This is a genomic window from Microcoleus vaginatus HSN003 (assembly GCF_022701255.1).
Taxonomy (GTDB): domain Bacteria; phylum Cyanobacteriota; class Cyanobacteriia; order Cyanobacteriales; family Microcoleaceae; genus Microcoleus; species Microcoleus vaginatus_B.
Map to the genome: position 1 here is coordinate 5,341,433 of NZ_CP031705.1, position 15,674 is coordinate 5,357,106.

Annotated in this window: 13 protein-coding genes; 4 read left to right on the forward strand and 9 right to left on the reverse strand. The window is 47.2% G+C overall.

Annotated elements, in window-relative coordinates; translation table 11 throughout:
• Nucleotides 1–188: 188 nt before the first annotated feature.
• Nucleotides 189–1,262: a class I SAM-dependent methyltransferase gene (locus tag D0A37_RS23125; protein WP_242717930.1), complete on the reverse strand. Its 1,074-nt coding sequence runs from the start codon at nucleotides 1,260–1,262 to the stop codon at nucleotides 189–191.
• 373 nt (nucleotides 1,263–1,635) lie between these two features.
• Here D0A37_RS23125 and D0A37_RS23130 point away from each other — a divergent pair, with 373 nt between their 5' ends.
• Nucleotides 1,636–1,779: a hypothetical protein gene (locus D0A37_RS23130; protein ID WP_242717932.1), complete on the forward strand. Its 144-nt coding sequence runs from the start codon at nucleotides 1,636–1,638 to the stop codon at nucleotides 1,777–1,779.
• Nucleotides 1,780–1,975: 196 nt separating this feature from the next.
• Here the strand turns inward: D0A37_RS23130 and D0A37_RS23135 are convergent, their stop codons facing one another.
• Nucleotides 1,976–2,275 (reverse strand): 30S ribosomal protein PSRP-3, encoded by a 300-nt coding sequence (locus tag D0A37_RS23135; protein ID WP_242717934.1) that lies wholly within the window; start codon nucleotides 2,273–2,275, stop codon nucleotides 1,976–1,978.
• Between the two features lie 189 nt (nucleotides 2,276–2,464).
• Here D0A37_RS23135 and D0A37_RS23140 point away from each other — a divergent pair, with 189 nt between their 5' ends.
• A complete protein-coding gene (locus tag D0A37_RS23140; protein ID WP_242717935.1) occupies nucleotides 2,465–3,253 on the forward strand; it encodes a TIGR01548 family HAD-type hydrolase in 789 nt (262 codons plus the stop codon).
• Between the two features lie 439 nt (nucleotides 3,254–3,692).
• Entirely contained in the window at nucleotides 3,693–4,964 is a 1,272-nt protein-coding gene (locus D0A37_RS23145; RefSeq protein ID WP_242717938.1) for an RNA-guided endonuclease InsQ/TnpB family protein, read from the forward strand.
• Between the two features lie 119 nt (nucleotides 4,965–5,083).
• On the opposite strand, the gene D0A37_RS23150 is transcribed toward D0A37_RS23145, so the two are convergent.
• Nucleotides 5,084–5,902: a tetratricopeptide repeat protein gene (locus tag D0A37_RS23150; protein ID WP_242717940.1), complete on the reverse strand. Its 819-nt coding sequence runs from the start codon at nucleotides 5,900–5,902 to the stop codon at nucleotides 5,084–5,086.
• Nucleotides 5,903–5,989: 87 nt separating this feature from the next.
• A complete protein-coding gene (locus tag D0A37_RS23155; RefSeq protein ID WP_242717941.1) occupies nucleotides 5,990–6,130 on the reverse strand; it encodes a hypothetical protein in 141 nt (46 codons plus the stop codon).
• 118 nt (nucleotides 6,131–6,248) lie between these two features.
• Between D0A37_RS23155 and D0A37_RS23160 the strand changes: the two genes are divergently transcribed.
• Complete coding sequence (locus tag D0A37_RS23160) at nucleotides 6,249–7,028, forward strand: cobalt-precorrin-6A reductase (RefSeq protein WP_242717942.1); 780 nt, start codon at nucleotides 6,249–6,251, stop codon at nucleotides 7,026–7,028.
• Nucleotides 7,029–7,321: 293 nt separating this feature from the next.
• Here the strand turns inward: D0A37_RS23160 and D0A37_RS23165 are convergent, their stop codons facing one another.
• The 5 genes from D0A37_RS23165 to D0A37_RS23185 all read right to left on the reverse strand — a co-directional run bounded on the left by D0A37_RS23165 (nucleotide 7,322) and on the right by D0A37_RS23185 (nucleotide 15,636).
• Complete coding sequence (locus D0A37_RS23165) at nucleotides 7,322–7,909, reverse strand: prepilin-type N-terminal cleavage/methylation domain-containing protein (RefSeq protein ID WP_242717943.1); 588 nt, start codon at nucleotides 7,907–7,909, stop codon at nucleotides 7,322–7,324.
• A 45-nt stretch (nucleotides 7,910–7,954) separates the two neighbouring features.
• Nucleotides 7,955–9,010 (reverse strand): hormogonium polysaccharide secretion pseudopilin HpsC, encoded by a 1,056-nt coding sequence (gene hpsC, locus D0A37_RS23170; protein WP_242717944.1) that lies wholly within the window; start codon nucleotides 9,008–9,010, stop codon nucleotides 7,955–7,957.
• A 64-nt stretch (nucleotides 9,011–9,074) separates the two neighbouring features.
• Nucleotides 9,075–9,761 carry a hormogonium polysaccharide secretion pseudopilin HpsB gene (gene hpsB / locus D0A37_RS23175; RefSeq protein ID WP_242717945.1) on the reverse strand — a complete coding sequence of 229 codons (687 nt, stop codon included), beginning with the start codon at nucleotides 9,759–9,761 and terminating at the stop codon, nucleotides 9,075–9,077.
• A gap of 46 nt (nucleotides 9,762–9,807) precedes the next feature.
• Nucleotides 9,808–15,027 carry a hormogonium polysaccharide biosynthesis protein HpsA gene (hpsA, locus tag D0A37_RS23180; protein ID WP_242717946.1) on the reverse strand — a complete coding sequence of 1,740 codons (5,220 nt, stop codon included), beginning with the start codon at nucleotides 15,025–15,027 and terminating at the stop codon, nucleotides 9,808–9,810.
• A 441-nt stretch (nucleotides 15,028–15,468) separates the two neighbouring features.
• A complete protein-coding gene (locus D0A37_RS23185) occupies nucleotides 15,469–15,636 on the reverse strand; it encodes a hypothetical protein (RefSeq protein WP_242717948.1) in 168 nt (55 codons plus the stop codon).
• Between the last annotated feature and the right edge of the window lie 38 nt (nucleotides 15,637–15,674).

Here is a 15,674-nt window from a genome sequence, read left to right on the forward strand (position 1 = left end):
GTCACCCAGGGACGATCGAACTTCGCTCTCTTTACATTTTAATATATATTTTTGTAAATTTTTGTGTCCCGGCTGGGCAATATTAACAGCGAGCCGGGTTTAAGCTGTTGAAATAAAAATATCTGAGGAAACTGTTACTGCCGGTTAACAGTTGTGATTGCTGTGTCTGCCTACAAATGACAAAATTTTTAACTTCGCCGGCACAAAATCCAGCGCAATTCCATGGGCGGGCGTGCGTTTGCCATGGGGAAGACATCTCGACCGGTGGCCCAACTGGGAAACCAGGGCGTCGGTGGCCAGGCTCCTTCGGGCAGGTGGTGGCGTTCATATTCAAACACCAATTCGTTGGATATTGGGACTAAGGGCAACCCTTCCATGGCGGTGGCGAGTTCTTGGGGGGTAAATAAAGTAGACCAGGAGAGTTGGGCAACTTGTCGCACGAGGGCATCTGGCTGGTAGTCGCCGACGGTTAAAAACGTGCTGAACAGCAAAAGACCTCCGGAACACAGGGAATCGCACATTTTAGCGAGGAAAAGCCGTACTTGATCGCTGTCTCGAAAATGTGAGATGACTTCGGCGGCAACTGCCAACTGATAGCGGGCCGGTTTCATCCGCATTAAGGGGTCGAGCACATCGCCTTCAGTAACTGTCACGGGAAGATTTTCGGCTGTTACTGCCGCTTTCAATTGTTCTGCAAAAGCTGGGGTTAGTTCGATCGCATCTACAGAATAGCCCAATCTCGCCAGCGGCAAGGTATTGCGGCCGGTACCAGCCCCCACGTCCAAAATCCGCACTCGATCGGGTGTACCCAATTTAGCAGCCGTTGCCATCAATTTTGCGTCTGGATGAGAACCGAAAAGCGGAGGTTCTCTGGTGTCTACCCAGCTTTTGTACTGTTCTCCAACTGTTGAGGTAGTAACAATCACTTTGCAGGCTAAACCGGTTTGTGGCGGCTGCACAGATTCGTATTGCAGGATCAGCATCGAGGCTGTGGAGGTGCGGTAGCCTTGTTCTAACTTGGTGGCTAAAAGCTTGCTTAGTTCCTCTCTGCGGTCTTCGGGCAGGGGTCTGTCGAGAGTGCTAAATAGATTTTCTATGGACTTGAGATAGTGGCTTAGCATTCCCGGTACGCAGGGGAAAACTAATTCTCCGCGAGCGATGATGCGAGTATTAATTTTGTAGAGGATAGCTTGCTGGAGAATGTCGGGATTTACTACCAGCGGTAGCTGTTCGGTCTGGTTGATTGTACTTTCGGCGCCCATAGATTCCGCGAAGAGGTGATTAGTTGTTAGTTGTTAGCTGTTAGTTGTTAGCTATTAGTTATTAGTTATTAGTTATTTGTTATAACTCACGTCTTGCACCCTTTCCTAGAACAGGCAAGATGCCTGTTCCACAAAGAGGGAATTTTCTTGTGGAACGGGCATCGGGCCCGTTCAAAAGGCTTATTGAAAAGGGTGCAACATCTCATTTATAACTCACATCTTGCACCCTTTCCTAGAACAGGCAAGATGCCTGTTCCACAAAGAGGGAATTTTCTTGTGGAACAGGCATCGGGTCCGTTCAAAAGGCTTATTGAAAAGGGTGCAACATCTCAGGTATAACTCACATCTTGCACCCTTTTCAATAACAGGCAAGATGCCTGTTCCACAAAGAGGGAATTTTCTTGTGGAACAGGCATCTTGCCTGTTCATAAAAAGCTATAAGCAGGGCGTCAAAACACTTTTCGCGTCAGTATTAATTATCAAAAAAACGCCGATTTTAGAGCTTTATTTTCACTAAATCTCACCTCGACCCAGCCCAAAACCCGAGTAGGTTCCCAAATCGGAGTTAGTATCAATATAAGCTGTAGCGCATTTAAATTGTATGTTTTACGGCGAGGTGGAAAAAGCGTCAAATCCTCTCGCCTTCTCCCCTCTCTCCTTCCCCTCGTCAGCCATAACAGGCAATTTATATGGGTAGCAACTTAAAGCTGGGCTTAGTTGCTGCCGGTAAAAGTCACTAGGGGGAACTTTGACTGAGCTTCAGTCATCGGGCGCCGTCTGCCTTCCTCTTGCCAGTAGTTGATGACTTCTGTGGCTTGGTTGAGGATTTCGACGCGATCGTTATCAGCAATCCAGTGTTTGGCTTCGAGTTCGTTTTTGAGGTCTTCCCAGGCATCTTTGCGAGGCCAGAAAAAGTAGGATGTCAGCGGGCTAGTTCCTTTGCCGACAACTTGGTCAACGGCGAGGGCAACATTCTCTTCTAGCCAGAGAACTTTTAAGATGAACTTGGACAAGCAAACCTCCAGGGTTCCGATCGAACTTGTTAAAAATTTCTACAATCGCTAAGCGTAGCACACTCTGTTCGATAATTGGTCATCGGCCATGAAAAGTTTTGTGGCACGGCTGGTTTTAGCGCCACTCAGGGGCTGGGAACAGATAAAATTTGGGTTCTCACTGGCCCTAGGTACAAGGATAGTTAAGTTGTGAACAAAGTTATTGTAGTCTTCGACATTGACGGTGTGGTGCGGGATGTGTCCGGTTCTTATCGGCGGGCGATCGCCGATGCGGTAGAGCATTTCACGGCGGGTGCTTTTCGCCCGAATTCTCTCGATATCGATTCTCTGAAGTCGGAGGGAGTGTGGAATAATGACTGGCAGGCGTCTTTCGAGTTAGTTTGCCGTTATTTTGAGGGGATTGGGCGATCGAGAAACGAACTCGCTCTCAACTATGAGGAATTAGTGGCTTTTTTCCAAAGTCGCTATCGCGGGCCCGATGAAGAAAATTGGACGGGTTACATTTGTGAGGAACCGCTGCTGTTAAGTCCGGCTTACCTGGAAAATTTAACAGTTGGGGGCATTGTTTGGGGCTTTTTTAGCGGGGCGATGCGGGATGAAGCTGCTTATGTTTTGTCAGGGAAACTGAGTTTAAATTCCCCGGTGTTAGTGGCGATGGAAGATGCACCGGGAAAACCCGATCCGGCTGGACTTTTCGCGGCAATTGAACAGTTGGAAAAACTGCACGGTTTAGAAAAAAATTTGCCGGTGATTTACGCGGGAGATACTGTTGCGGATATTTACACGGTTGTGAAGGCGCGGGAAGTGCAACCAAATCGGGTTTGGCTGGGAATCGGAATTTTGCCGCCTCATGTTTTGGATGATGCTGTGCGCTGCGATGCTTATGCTGCGGTGCTAAAAAATGCGGGTGCAGCAGCGGTTTTCAGGAAGGTCGAGGAGTTGACGGCTGCGCGGATTCGAGAATTAGTCAGTTGTTAGTTGTCAGTTGTTAGTTGTTAGTTGTCAGTTGTCAGTTGTCAGTTGTCAGTTGTTAGTTGTTTGGGGAGCATCTCATATTTGTAAAAACACTTCTTCCTCCTTCCTTCTGACTCTTTCCTCCTGACTCCTGGCTCCTGGCTCCTAACTCCAATTTCTAGCTTGGCTGCAAAAGTGAGATGCTCCCGTTGTTTGTTATACCAATTAGGAAAATTCGTGCTACTCGTGAAATTATCGAAAATTTGGGTTTAAAACCCCGTCCTTATAGGACGGCTTTATAAGTAGAAGTATAAACTTAAATCCTCTTTCTTAAATAAACGTAAAGAATAAAAACACACAGGCATTTCACTATATTCTAATAGAATCTCAAAAAAGGGAGGAGTTTAACTTGTTAACAAACTATGTATACAAGTTGCGCCCAAGTCAAACACAAGACTTAAAGATGTCCAATTGGCTGAGTATGTTACGAAGTCACTTTAATTGGTCTCTTAATGACAGAATCACTCAATACAGCCAACAATTTATTCAAGGCGACTATTGCGAGATTAGAACGCAAAGTGAAGCCTGCCCCTTAACCAGTTGTGTCTCCAAAAACGGCGCGACTGGTGAACCTTGGAAGACGGGTAAAACAGATAAAGAGGGGAAAGCTAAAAACCCTCGACGCAACCCAGGTGACATTCAAATAACCGCGTTGCCCGAATTGAAAGCAGCTAGGCCCTGGTTCAGTGGGATAGATTCAACTGTTCTACAACAGAATATTAGACGGTTAGACACTGCCTATAAGAATTTCTTCGACGGGCGTGGCTTTCCTAAATTCAAAAACCGCAGCAACTTTACTTCTTTTACTTTCGTGATGGGAGTAAAGATACAGGGTAGTAAAATTTACCTACCAAAGTTAGGTTGGATGCGGTTTCATAATTCACGCCTAATCCCCAACGGCTTTACTATCAAAGCTTGTGCGGTAAGAAAGCGACAAAATGGTTGGTATGTCTCGATCCGTATTGAGGACAAATCTATCCCCAATTACACGAGTAAACCTCTTGAGGATGTTGTCAAAGTAATTGGTTGCGATATGGGAATTACAAAATTAGTTCATCTATCCGATGGAACTCAAATCGAAAATCCCAAGTTTTCAACCAGCAAGAAAGCTAAGCGCACTCTGAAAATTAGGCAGAGACGGGTTAGCCGAAAAGCGAAAGGTAGTAAAAATCGGAAAAGAGCTACTAAGAAACTAGGACTTTTTCACCAGAAAATTAGCGACAAGCGCCAAGCTTATCAGTGGAAAATTGCGAATAAAATAGTTTCTCGTAACGTTGACGCGATTGCTCTGGAAAACTTGAACATCTCCGGCATGGTGCGGCGATGTCGGGTGAAGGTTGACGAAAAAACAGGTAGATTTCTTAAAAATGGGCAATCAAGGAAGAAGGGTCTAAATCGTTCTATCTCTGATGCTAGTTGGGGCGAATTAATTCTGAAGATCGAGTATCTCGCTGCAAAGCAAGGGAAGGTTATAATCAAAGTTAATCCTAAATATTCCAGCCAAGAATGTCGGAACTGTGGATATTTCGATAAGTCCAATAGAGATGGCGAAAAGTTTATTTGCACTGAATGCGGACATCATGAACACGCCGATATTGGTGCAGCAAAAACTATTCGCGATCGAGCTTTGAATTTGGTACGCGGGGACTCCGCGAAACCTGGCGTTCGCGCCTAAACGCTCAGAATATATCCTCACGCTCGTTTGAGCAAACGTGAGGAGTCTGGGAACCCTAGAAATAGGGAAATTGAGGCAGAAATTCCTCAAGAATCCTCGCGCTTTCAAGCCGAGGAGTGTCAATGCAAGTGCAAGAATTTGTCTAAGGCGCTGACTACAACTGGTGGCCAGCGACGGTTATTGGCAACCCAATCGAGGTCTTTGTAGCGGGCATCGAGGCCGACTGCTGCTACCCAATTGCTCTCTGCTTCGCCGCGCTTTCCGGCTTCCCAAAGACAGGCGGTGAGGGCGGCTCTCATGTCGGCAAATTGGGGGTATCTGCGGACGATGTTTTTCATGTTGCGAATTGCTTCTTTGGTTTGCCCGTTTTGATAAAGTGCGAGGGCGTGGTTGGCGCGGGCAAAGGCGTATTCGGGGGCTAATTCAAAGGCTTTGCTGTAGTCGGCAATTGCTTGTTCCCATTTTCCTAAACCGGCTTGGGCGTTGCCTCGGTTGTTGTAGGCGGCTGGATCTTGGGAGTCTAATTCTAGTACATGATTGTAGTCGGCGATCGCGTCTTGCCAGCGTCCTAAACCTTCTAAGGCGGTGCCGCGGTTTAGGTAGGGATCGGGGGCGTCGGGTGCTAGCTCGATCGCTCTTTCGTAGTCTGAAATAGCGGCTTGTAGTTTGTTTTGGCTGACTCTAGAATTGCCTCGGTTGCTCCAAGCGCCGGCTTGTGAGGGAAATTTGTCAATGATTTGAGTCCAAAAAGTTTCAGCGGCGGGAAATTTGCCTTCATTTGTAGCTTCAAAAGCTTTTTGAACGAGTTCTCCTAATTCCTGTTGAGGATCGGCGATATCTGTTGGTTGTACTTGTGCAGCAACGGGGGCGATATTTCCCAACCATACTAACCCGGTTACAATTAATACTGTAAAAAATGTGAAAAGTGAGCGAATCATCGTTGTTGGCGGTTTAAACTTTATTAAACATATTATTAACCGAATTGGCGGGCGTTGGTTAGAAGATGTTTGAAAAGTCTCGGTGATTTAAGTCGCAGCTACACAGACAAAACCTGCCTCTGCAGGTTCTGGATTTTGTTTAGTCGGCGTAGGCGGACTTTGGTTGTGTAGTTGCGGGTTTAACTGAGATGTTGCACCATTCTCAATTACTTGTTTAGGAACAGGCAAGATGCCTGTTCCACAAAGAGTGAATTTTCTTGTGGAACAGGCATCTTGCCTGTTAAGCGAGAATGGTGCAAGATGTGAGTTTTAACCGCCACTTTGTGTAGTCGGTAAGGATAATTTGGTGAAAAAACGGTTGCTAATTTTGGGGGGGACGGGGGATGCTGCTGAACTGGCGGCAAGAGCGTCTCAAATCGCTGAAATAGAGGTGGTATCTTCGCTAGCAGGACGCACTCAACAGCCTTTTACCCCAAAAACGGGTACGGTGCGAATTGGGGGGTTTGGTGGGGCGGCTGGGCTGGCCCAGTTTTTGCTCGTTAGCGCAGCCCTCGGAGAGGATCGCCCGATCGACTTGTTGATTGATGCTACTCATCCGTTTGCGGCTCAGATTTCTGCTAATGCTGCTGTTGCTGCTGCTGAGTGTAATGTGCCCTATTTGATGCTGGTGCGTCCAGCTTGGGAGAGGGTGGAGGGCGATCGCTGGATTGAAGTTGCGGGCCACTCGGAGGCTGCAAAGGCTTTATTAGGGCAGTCTCAGCGAGTGTTTCTCACTATTGGTAGGCAGGAATTGGCTGCTTTTGCTGGTTTGGATGCTATTTGGTTTTTGATGCGGGCGATCGATCCTCCGGCACTCAATTCTCCTATTCCTAATGGTAAATTGTTGTTAGCAAGGGGGCCTTTTTCTTTGGAAGATGAGCGTCAATTACTATTAGAATATCAGATTGATACGATTGTTAGTAAAAACAGCGGGGGGGGTGCTACTTATGCGAAAATTGTTGCGGCTAGGGAACTGGGAATTCCGGTGGTGATGGTGCAGCGGCCGCCGATTGCCGATGTTGAGCAGGTTGCTGATGTTGCAGGGGCGATCGCTTGGTTAGTTAAGCAGTTATCAGGACTTGGGTAACTTGGTGTTCGATTAGCGGAACCATGATTTCTAATGTTCTTTTGCTGTATGAAAGTCTGGATGCGCGACTTTCTCCTAATTCTGTTAGTAGGGTTTCAAACATCGGCCAGGTTATGTCTTTAAGTTAATAGTTGGTTTCCTGGCTGGATGACTATTTGTTTTAGTTGTAGCTGCATATTTTGATGGTTTTAATAGGATTTGAAATATAAAATAATTTAAGTTAATAGATTTTAGCAATTCAGAACTTATGCGGAATTGCTGTTAGACATTCAGATTAAATTTATTGAAAGCTATTAGGGGCACCCAGTTACGGGATCATTTCCTTCAGCAGTTCTCATTCCTCCTATGAGAGTTTCTACCCTCGCGCACTGCTTAGCACCACCGCCAGATGGAGCAACTGTGACCACAAACGGAGTTGTGGAGGGATTACCCTGGTAGTCAAAAACGATCGAGTTTGGAGGCGTGGTAGGAGCAGGTGTAACGGTAAGCACAATAGTGCCGGGTTTAATTTCGCCTCCACCATCTAACGTCTGTGTACTACCACCCGTAGCTAGTGGGGGGTCAAACGTAACTGTTGGCGGATCGACCGTTGTATCAAATGTAACTAGGACACTGCTCTTAGTTCGCTTTGCTTCGCTTTGTGCAAGTCGTAATGATTGGAAAACGCGATCGTTCACAGTGCGAACTCTTTGTCTGTTGATGAATCCCAGCCAACTCGGAGCGGCGATGGAGCTGAATATACCTATGATCAACGCTATCACCAGCACTTCCAGAAGGGTGAAGCCCTGATCGGCTTTTCTGGATGCAGTTTTGTTGAAATTAGGACGGGGCTTGGCAGCCGAGTTATGCAAAAGTTTTAATAATATGGGTGGGGTTTTCATTGTATTCTCCTATTGTTTATCGGCGGGCAACGATTGAGAAATCAGTTATTTTCCTAACCCACCTAAACCTTGTACTTGCACGGTTGCTGTTGGGAAATATGCGGATTTTTGGGCAGTATAATCAGTATTGTTCGGTTGAAGACGACGGAGGCTGTTTCCTCTGATAGTAACTCTGGCTATGTTTCTCGCTGTATCTACACAAGCGTAGAAGCTATTATTGGTACTTCCGTCATTTACTTTTAGCCTTGCTTCGTCTAGAAACTTTGTTTTATCTTTTGGGTCGGTAGGATTACCAAGAGCCGTCTTGCATTCAGTGGGTGATAATGTCGGGCCTGGTGTAGTGGAGTCAATGTAGTTAACCAGAACTTGCGGATTTTTTGCTCCCGATTGGGAATTTGTCAGTCCCGTCGCCAGTGTCACGTTTTTTGTGGGTTCAGTAAAGGCAAAATCTTCCTTAAAAGCTGGATCTCGTCGTTGAGATTCTATTGTCTCACTATCGCTATAGTAAGGAGCGGCTGGATCTGTCGAGTAAGGATTTTTTACTCCATCCCTAATTTCATAACGAGCAATACGGGTAGGACAAGTGCCACCTGAAGGCTGACACCAAATAGACTGCTGATCAGTTTCTTTAAATTGGTAGTAAGCAACTAATGATAGTACATAGGTGTCATTACATTTGTCACTATTATTTGCACAATCTAGGGGCTTTGTACTCGCGTCAATAGGAAGTGCTTTTTTGATGAGCTGTCGTTTCCAAAATACAAGTATCGGAATTTTCGTGTTTCCATCTGCAGCATCTGGAAGTTGATTTCTAATTAAATCAATATCCGTTTTATCGTAAATATAAACAGCTTGACTCAAATCTTGGGAGATGAAATCAATGGCTGCTTGAACGTCTTGCTCGGTACTTGACTTGACTTGTTCCGTCCTGTCGGTATTCAGCATATCGACTACAAAACCGAGCATCGGCGTAATGATTATAAACGCCATAATTGCTCCAACTAATAGCTCAACCAGAGTCATGCCCTTTTCTGTTTTATTTGGGCCAGAGCGGTTTCGCTGATGCTGACTTTTGAGAAGCAACCTGAGTAAAGTTTTCATTTTGAGTGTTTCCTCTGCCAAATGGGGGGAGCGATTTTAAATTTAATAACGGGGACTTTGATGATTACTGACAGGTGCCGCCATTGATGCGAGTACACAAACTGTTGTAAGCACCTTGTCGATCGCTAGCACCTATTTCTGTTCTCATTTCTACCAAAGGCGCTCTGAGATTTCCTAGTCCAGCAGTGCTAATTCCTTGCTGTACTTGTAGCTTTTGAACTTCTTGATCTTTCTGAGTTTTTAGTGCTCCGACGCCACTAGCAAAAGAATTAGCCCTGTAAACCCGAACAATTAAGCTATAGCCTGTTTTTGCCGGATTTGTAGCAGCGGGTAAGTTGTTAAAGTAGTAGCCCTGAACTACAAAGTCTTGATTGCTGTCAGCCTGACAGGGTGGATCCTCATTATCATCTTTGTTTATATCGTCATATGTGTTTATGCAGTAAAGAGCGGTGATATCGGTTGGGGCGGGGGTGTCCTCTAATTTATTGCTGGTTGTGTACTGAGCCGGAAACCCGTTAGTGTTTGGTTTGAGCGCCTCAGATCTGAGCGCCTCAATATAGGTTTTGGCGGCTTGAGTTGCCATTTCTATCCGTTTGGCTTGGACGCGAGTTGCTACTGAGAAAGCCATCACAGGGGCGATCGCAATCATCAGCACCGAAACTACAATCATCGCTACCAATGACTCGATAATCGTGTAGCCGGCTTCTTGAGACTTATGTAAACTACTGTGTGGCTGTTGGCGTTTGATCATAGTAAGCACTCCGCATTTGGAACTCAGGAATGTGAGGGTTTAAAGGTTAGGAAAGGTTAGGACAGTCTGTTCTTGGTTTTGTAGCGCTATCATTGGCAGCATAGTTACCAGAGAGAGTGCGATCATTTTGCAATTTTTCAGCGCACAACAAAGCTTTTACCCAATCATCATCGCGGCTGATTTCTCTGAAGTATTCGTCAGGTGTTTTCTGAGTAGCAGGGAGAGTAAATTTTTGGGCGAACAAGTCAGGGGGCTGTGAAAGCAAACCTACATCAAATCCCCATTCCCGATCGGGTGCAACGAAATAGCCGATCGCACCTAATGCGTTTTGAACTCTGTAAATGCTGCGGGTATCCGCTGGAATTTCGAGGCGACTGTCGAATATTTTGGCATTAAAAGGAGTAGTAGTAGCGATATCCAGAACTGATTGGTAAGGAGCAGTTGCGTAAGCACTGCGCTTGAATTGGATAAATGAACCCGCGATCGAGGTAGTTAGTCCTTTCCAATTTTCCATAAAGCGCGGTAAGTTTTGCATCCCACCATTGGTTTCCCCAAGGGTGGAAGAGAGAGCCCGTGAAGGAACGTCATTTGAGGCGACTATGAGGTTAAACTCCGTAGTTCGTGCTCTTTGCATCCATCGCGTTCCGTCGTTGGCGTTGGGGCCTTGTATAGGAACCAAACCAGCCACAGGATTAGAATTTGTGGCCTGAATCTGCAAAGTAGGTCTTAGCTGTGGCTGCTCAACTGTAGCTGTGGGTAGTTTGGCGTAAAACAGAGGGTTAGCATTGCCATAGTCAATTTGGGTCGCAGCGTTGGGAGTAAGGGGTGTTTTGGTGGTCGCATACCAAAGAGCGTTATCTGCTAGCTGAGGCTGACCAGTGACAGGAGTTATGGGGGTACCGTCCACAGTGACAGGATTTGTGGAAGTAGCATAGAAAGCTACTGCAGTGGGGCTAGCAATTCCCAGCGCGATAGGGAGGTTGTTGCTGCTATCCAAAACCAGCTTACCTAAGCTGTTTCGCACAAAAGCTACGCGACGGGGATATCGTCTATCTGCTGGATCGATAGCTGGTCTAGCTGTTGTACCTGATAAAAGTAGACCGACGGCTGTAGATGGTGGGACAAGGCTTGCTTTTTGTATTTCAGCAGGTTCAAATACTCCAACAGTACCAGCATCAATACCAACTACCCAGTCATTAGGCCCGCAAGCTGAAACAGGCAACTTCCGGCAGATTTCCATGACATACTGTGGAAATTTAATGGCATCATTAGCCCGTCGCTGAACTGGCGTAATGAAATTGTTGAAGTATGAACTGTTGGGAGCCGCACCTGTGGTAGTGCGGTAGTTTTCGTCTTTTGGTGAAACGGTAGTTCCCGCGCTTTGCCCGAACTTTTCTTGGTTGATAATGTCAAAATGTGGGATTACTGCTGTAGCACCGCTACTCAAACCGTTAGTGACGTAGTTGTTAGCACCAAAACCGTTAATCCTGCGAGCGGCTTTAGCCGTTACATCCGTCTCTGGAACGTTCGTATCGTTCGTAGTCCCATTTCCATTGATGTCAAAGCCGAAGTCAGCTTCATTAGCTGTATCAATAGTTGTATCAAGAGGAGGAATGCCATCGCCATTGAAGTCATAGCCGACAACTGCGCTACCTGCATTATTTCTCAGGTCAAAATCTCCGTGATTGCGGACACCGTACCGGAAGCCTTCCTGTAAATTAGCGGACTCTGGCTCAGAGAGCAGCGTGATCGCATCCGAGAGCACTGTTGCCCCTCGCCAATTATCGCTGTCAGCACATTTGCCAGGGTATCGGGGATCGCCGAGGCGACAAGCAAAATTGGGATCGAGGTTTGCACCTAGGCGACCGTAGAAATCGCTGGGAGTCCAACTAAAAGCCCCTGTAAATTCCCTCTTTGTGTGTTGGTTAAATGCGCCTTGGATGTATACCGGCAGATTAGAAGTCAACAGCAGACCCTTCTCTTTGAGTACGTCTGTCACCGTGCTTACAGTTGTCGGGCGACCCAAGCTACGTCCGTTAATCAGCATAATTCCGTGGGGGCGGCGGCTGGGGTCTAGCCGAGAATCCGTTGGGCTGCTTAGCTGGCTGCGGGTTTTATCAATAGCATTGCCAAGACTATTCGGAGTGCGATCGCTCTGATCGGGTGCTGCATCATCACGGCTGGCGTAAATTAGGCCGCTGTAAGGCAGCATATACTCTGGGTCAAGGGTGTTGATCTTGGGCTCTCGGTTGTAGGGGATGGTTTTTGTGCCTCCCCTGAGCTTATCGATATCTAATTGCGTGACTCGGATTTCTAGGGGTTGTCTTTCTGCTAGGGGAAGGTCGTAATTTCCTGTTAGCTTCGCGCTCTGAGTGCCACCACCTAAAGGACTGCTGAGGCTGTAAGTCTCGTCCACCGCAGTAGCTGGGTCGTCCTTGTCGATCGCCTTAACTTCCCTAGGATTGAGAAAAGCAACTTCCCGAATTGTCCCGTGAGTCAGATAGGTTTCGTCAACCGCTGTCGGATTAGCCAAAATTTTAAAAGAGCAAAGAGTAGAGTCGATCGCAGCCTTTTCCGACAAGCTGCGTTCGGTGTCAGGCACCTGCAAAGCCTTCCTTAAGTTCTCGTTGACAAACCTACCGTCCGGGAAAACGATACTGGCTTGATAATTTAAGCGATCGTCTGGTGTTCCTGCTGGATTGAGACCTGATGGGTCAGTCATGAGAGCTGCCGTCAGAATTGCACCCGGCCTGGCTGCGGGAGGGCCGTAGACGATGCCGTTGTTAGATTTACCATTTGCGTTGCTTCCCGATGCCAAACCTGGACGGTTGAGACTGGAATCAAATAAAGTTCCACCTTTGCTGTATCGGTAGCTCGGATCGTAATAGCTGCTGACACAAGCCAGCGGGGTATCAGCTAATTTACCAGCTTGATCGCTTGGGTTGTTTGCGTAGTGATAGATCGCAGTTGCGCGCATCCGCAAGTCCCCCTTACCATACTGGGGAGTATTGGGGTCAATGGTACTGGCTGCTCCTCCTGGTGGAGTTCCGTTGGTGGGCAAAGCGTTCCAAGCGGTCGCCGTCAAATCAGCCCAGCCAATAGTACCAGCAGGATTATTGTTATAAACTTTAGAATTCGGGCCGGGTGACATCGGCATGGAGTCGGGCCAAACAACGGGGAACTTTTCTACATCAGTAGTTGCCGGGTCGTCGTAGAACTCCGATACTGCACCACCCACCGGGTTTAAGACTTTGGGAGGTGGCAGAAAAGAGTTTGTGCGCTCGTAAACACCCGCACCCGTGATTACCCGCAGTCCGCCGATGCCATCAACTGCTGTTTGAGGTGCTTGGGCCGCACTTATTTCCCAGAAGCCGTCCCTCTGTGCTCCCCCTACATCAGCGAACTGCTTCACTTGGGGTTCTCGGTAGCGGTCCTCGGCGTCTGGAGCCTGCTTATCCAGCCACTTAACTCCTGTCAATATGTCTCTCCCTTCCTCACCTTCACCGACAAATTGGGGAGGGTTCAAATCGCTTCTCCACCTCAGTGCTGGCAGGTTGTTCCCTACGACTATGCGATCGCCTAACTCGGATTCTTTCTTATCTTCCTGTACCTTTTCGGGGCTGTTGGCTTGCAGCCTGACTGTTGTATTGAGTCCTGTGTTGGCATCCGAAGGTATAACCCAGGCATCCACCGGTCGCAGTTCATCCCCTGTACCGACTAATGGAGATGTAGTCACCACTTTTGTTGTAGGGTCAACAAAGCCAATCAATGCGTCTCCTGTGGCCGACACTTCTGCAAAAGGCACCTTCCGCGTCCGCAATCTAAAGTAAGATTCCAGCTTTTCTCGGCGAATCTCGTTTTGACGCTCGGCGCTGGGAGCTGTGGGGTCAGTTTCTTCTTCAACTTGTTTGGCAATGGCATTTATAACTTCCTGGGGATCGGGAGTAGCTGCCTTTTCCTGTTCGGAAACTAACAGACCGATGCGATCGGAATAAGCCTTGTTATTGTATATGACCCCCAAAGCACCATCTTTGTAGGCTACAGACTGATTATCGGGGCCTTTGATTGATTTTCCTAGTTCTGGATCGCTAGCAGTTGTCCCAAATAGATGAACTCCTATTTCAGTGGAAGTGTTGCCAGAACCTCCCGAAGTGCCGTTCACCACATTACCGCTAATGACTATTTTGCTATTTTCTAGGTTGTAGAAACAAGATTCTTTGCTGCTAACGAGATAAAACGCCACCGGCCCCGTGTTCGTGTGAGTTACAACAAAGTTACTATTAGTAAATATTCGTCCGTTCAGACGTAGCGGCGGGCCGGGAGATACTTCTAAGTCATCTTCATAAACCACCGCATTATTTTGTAGTGGAATGCGTTTTTGGTCTTGTTGGTACTCCAAAGCTGAGAAACTTGGAGATCCTTTAAATTTTTCGTAGTTGACTGGTGTAGCCACTCCCGTATCACTAATCGGCACGTTCACCGTGTAGACAAAGAAGCTTTTTTTGAGTACGCCCTCTCCTTTGTACCAGTCCGAACTGCCTACCAAACTAGCGCTAGTACCTGCGGCTGCCTTGCAGATCGCGCTGAGAGAACCTTGGCTTGCCATCGGAGGGGTTCTGGCTTCTAAACCCTTTCTAGCTCTATTAAACTCTCCTGTGTCCGCATCGCGAGGTGGACTGCGAAAATATATCCCGTATAGAGTGTAGGTATCAAATTTACCATTGTTGTCAGTATCTACAGGGAACCTCCAAGCGGTATTTATTCTCTCACTTTCATTAATTTTAGTTAGATCGGCAGGGGCAGGCTCAATTACATTTGAATTATCAATATCAACCTTAACCTGTAAAACATCCTCATCTCCAAATTTAAAGCGAGCTGAATCCAGTGCTTGGTAAACGCTCAAGTCTGATGGCGTCTCAAGTGTTCCGCTTCCTTGAGGGGATAAGGCATACTGAATTTTTGCTTTTGCCCGATCGAGCGCGGGAGTGGCGGCCGCCAGCACCTGCTGGTTCACGCGCACGTTACGCGCCGTATTAGCCCGATCGAACGATCGCAGCGTAATCGCCACTGTCAACAATATCACTACCAGCAACACCATCGTCACCGTCGGCAGCACAAACCCCGCCATCGGTAGTCTTGCCCTGCGGCCCATAGCCATCAGCGCTTGCAGCATTGCTCTCATCAGCCGCTTCGCCCCGGATCTGGTAACACCAGCAATCCGCCGCAGCAGGGATACGATAATTTTGGATAATTTGCTCTTAAACATTGACGCCTTCCTGAATAATTTCAGTGATGGTATTGCAGGTAGTTACTGCTCGACAGTACAATCCCATCTTTATTGTTCCCATTTTTTGCAACTTGCATATCACCCTGTTGCACAAATTTAAATCTGTACTTTGGCTGAGAAATAAAACCCACCAACGCCCAACCAAAACTACCGCCGATCATATATTCTTCAGCGAAAGAATTGCCCAGCAAGGAGGAGAGTTCCCTAACTCCACTCTAATCTAGTTAAATAGAAATGTCAGTAACAAGAGGGAGAGTGAATTAGATCACCCCAAAACAGTGATCCCGATCTTATCCGACCTATTGCCCCGCCCTTGCGGAATTTATTTGTGTGCTCGCCTTGCTAGCAGTTTCCATCACCGGAATCTACAATTTAGATCGGGCAATGAAATTATGGTTAGGCGTCTCGGTGCAATCAAATTTAAATGGGGTGATCGAATTGCCGTAATGCCCCCAAGTGCGATCGAATTGCCGTAATGCCCCTAAGTGCGATCGAATTGCCGTAATGCCCCCAAGTGCGATCGAATTTTCGTTTGCCCCCCAACCCGCCGGCGGTTTTAACCCCGCGGACAATCGGTACAAATGCCAAATCCGAAACACTGTCAGTACAACTGCAAAATATAAAAC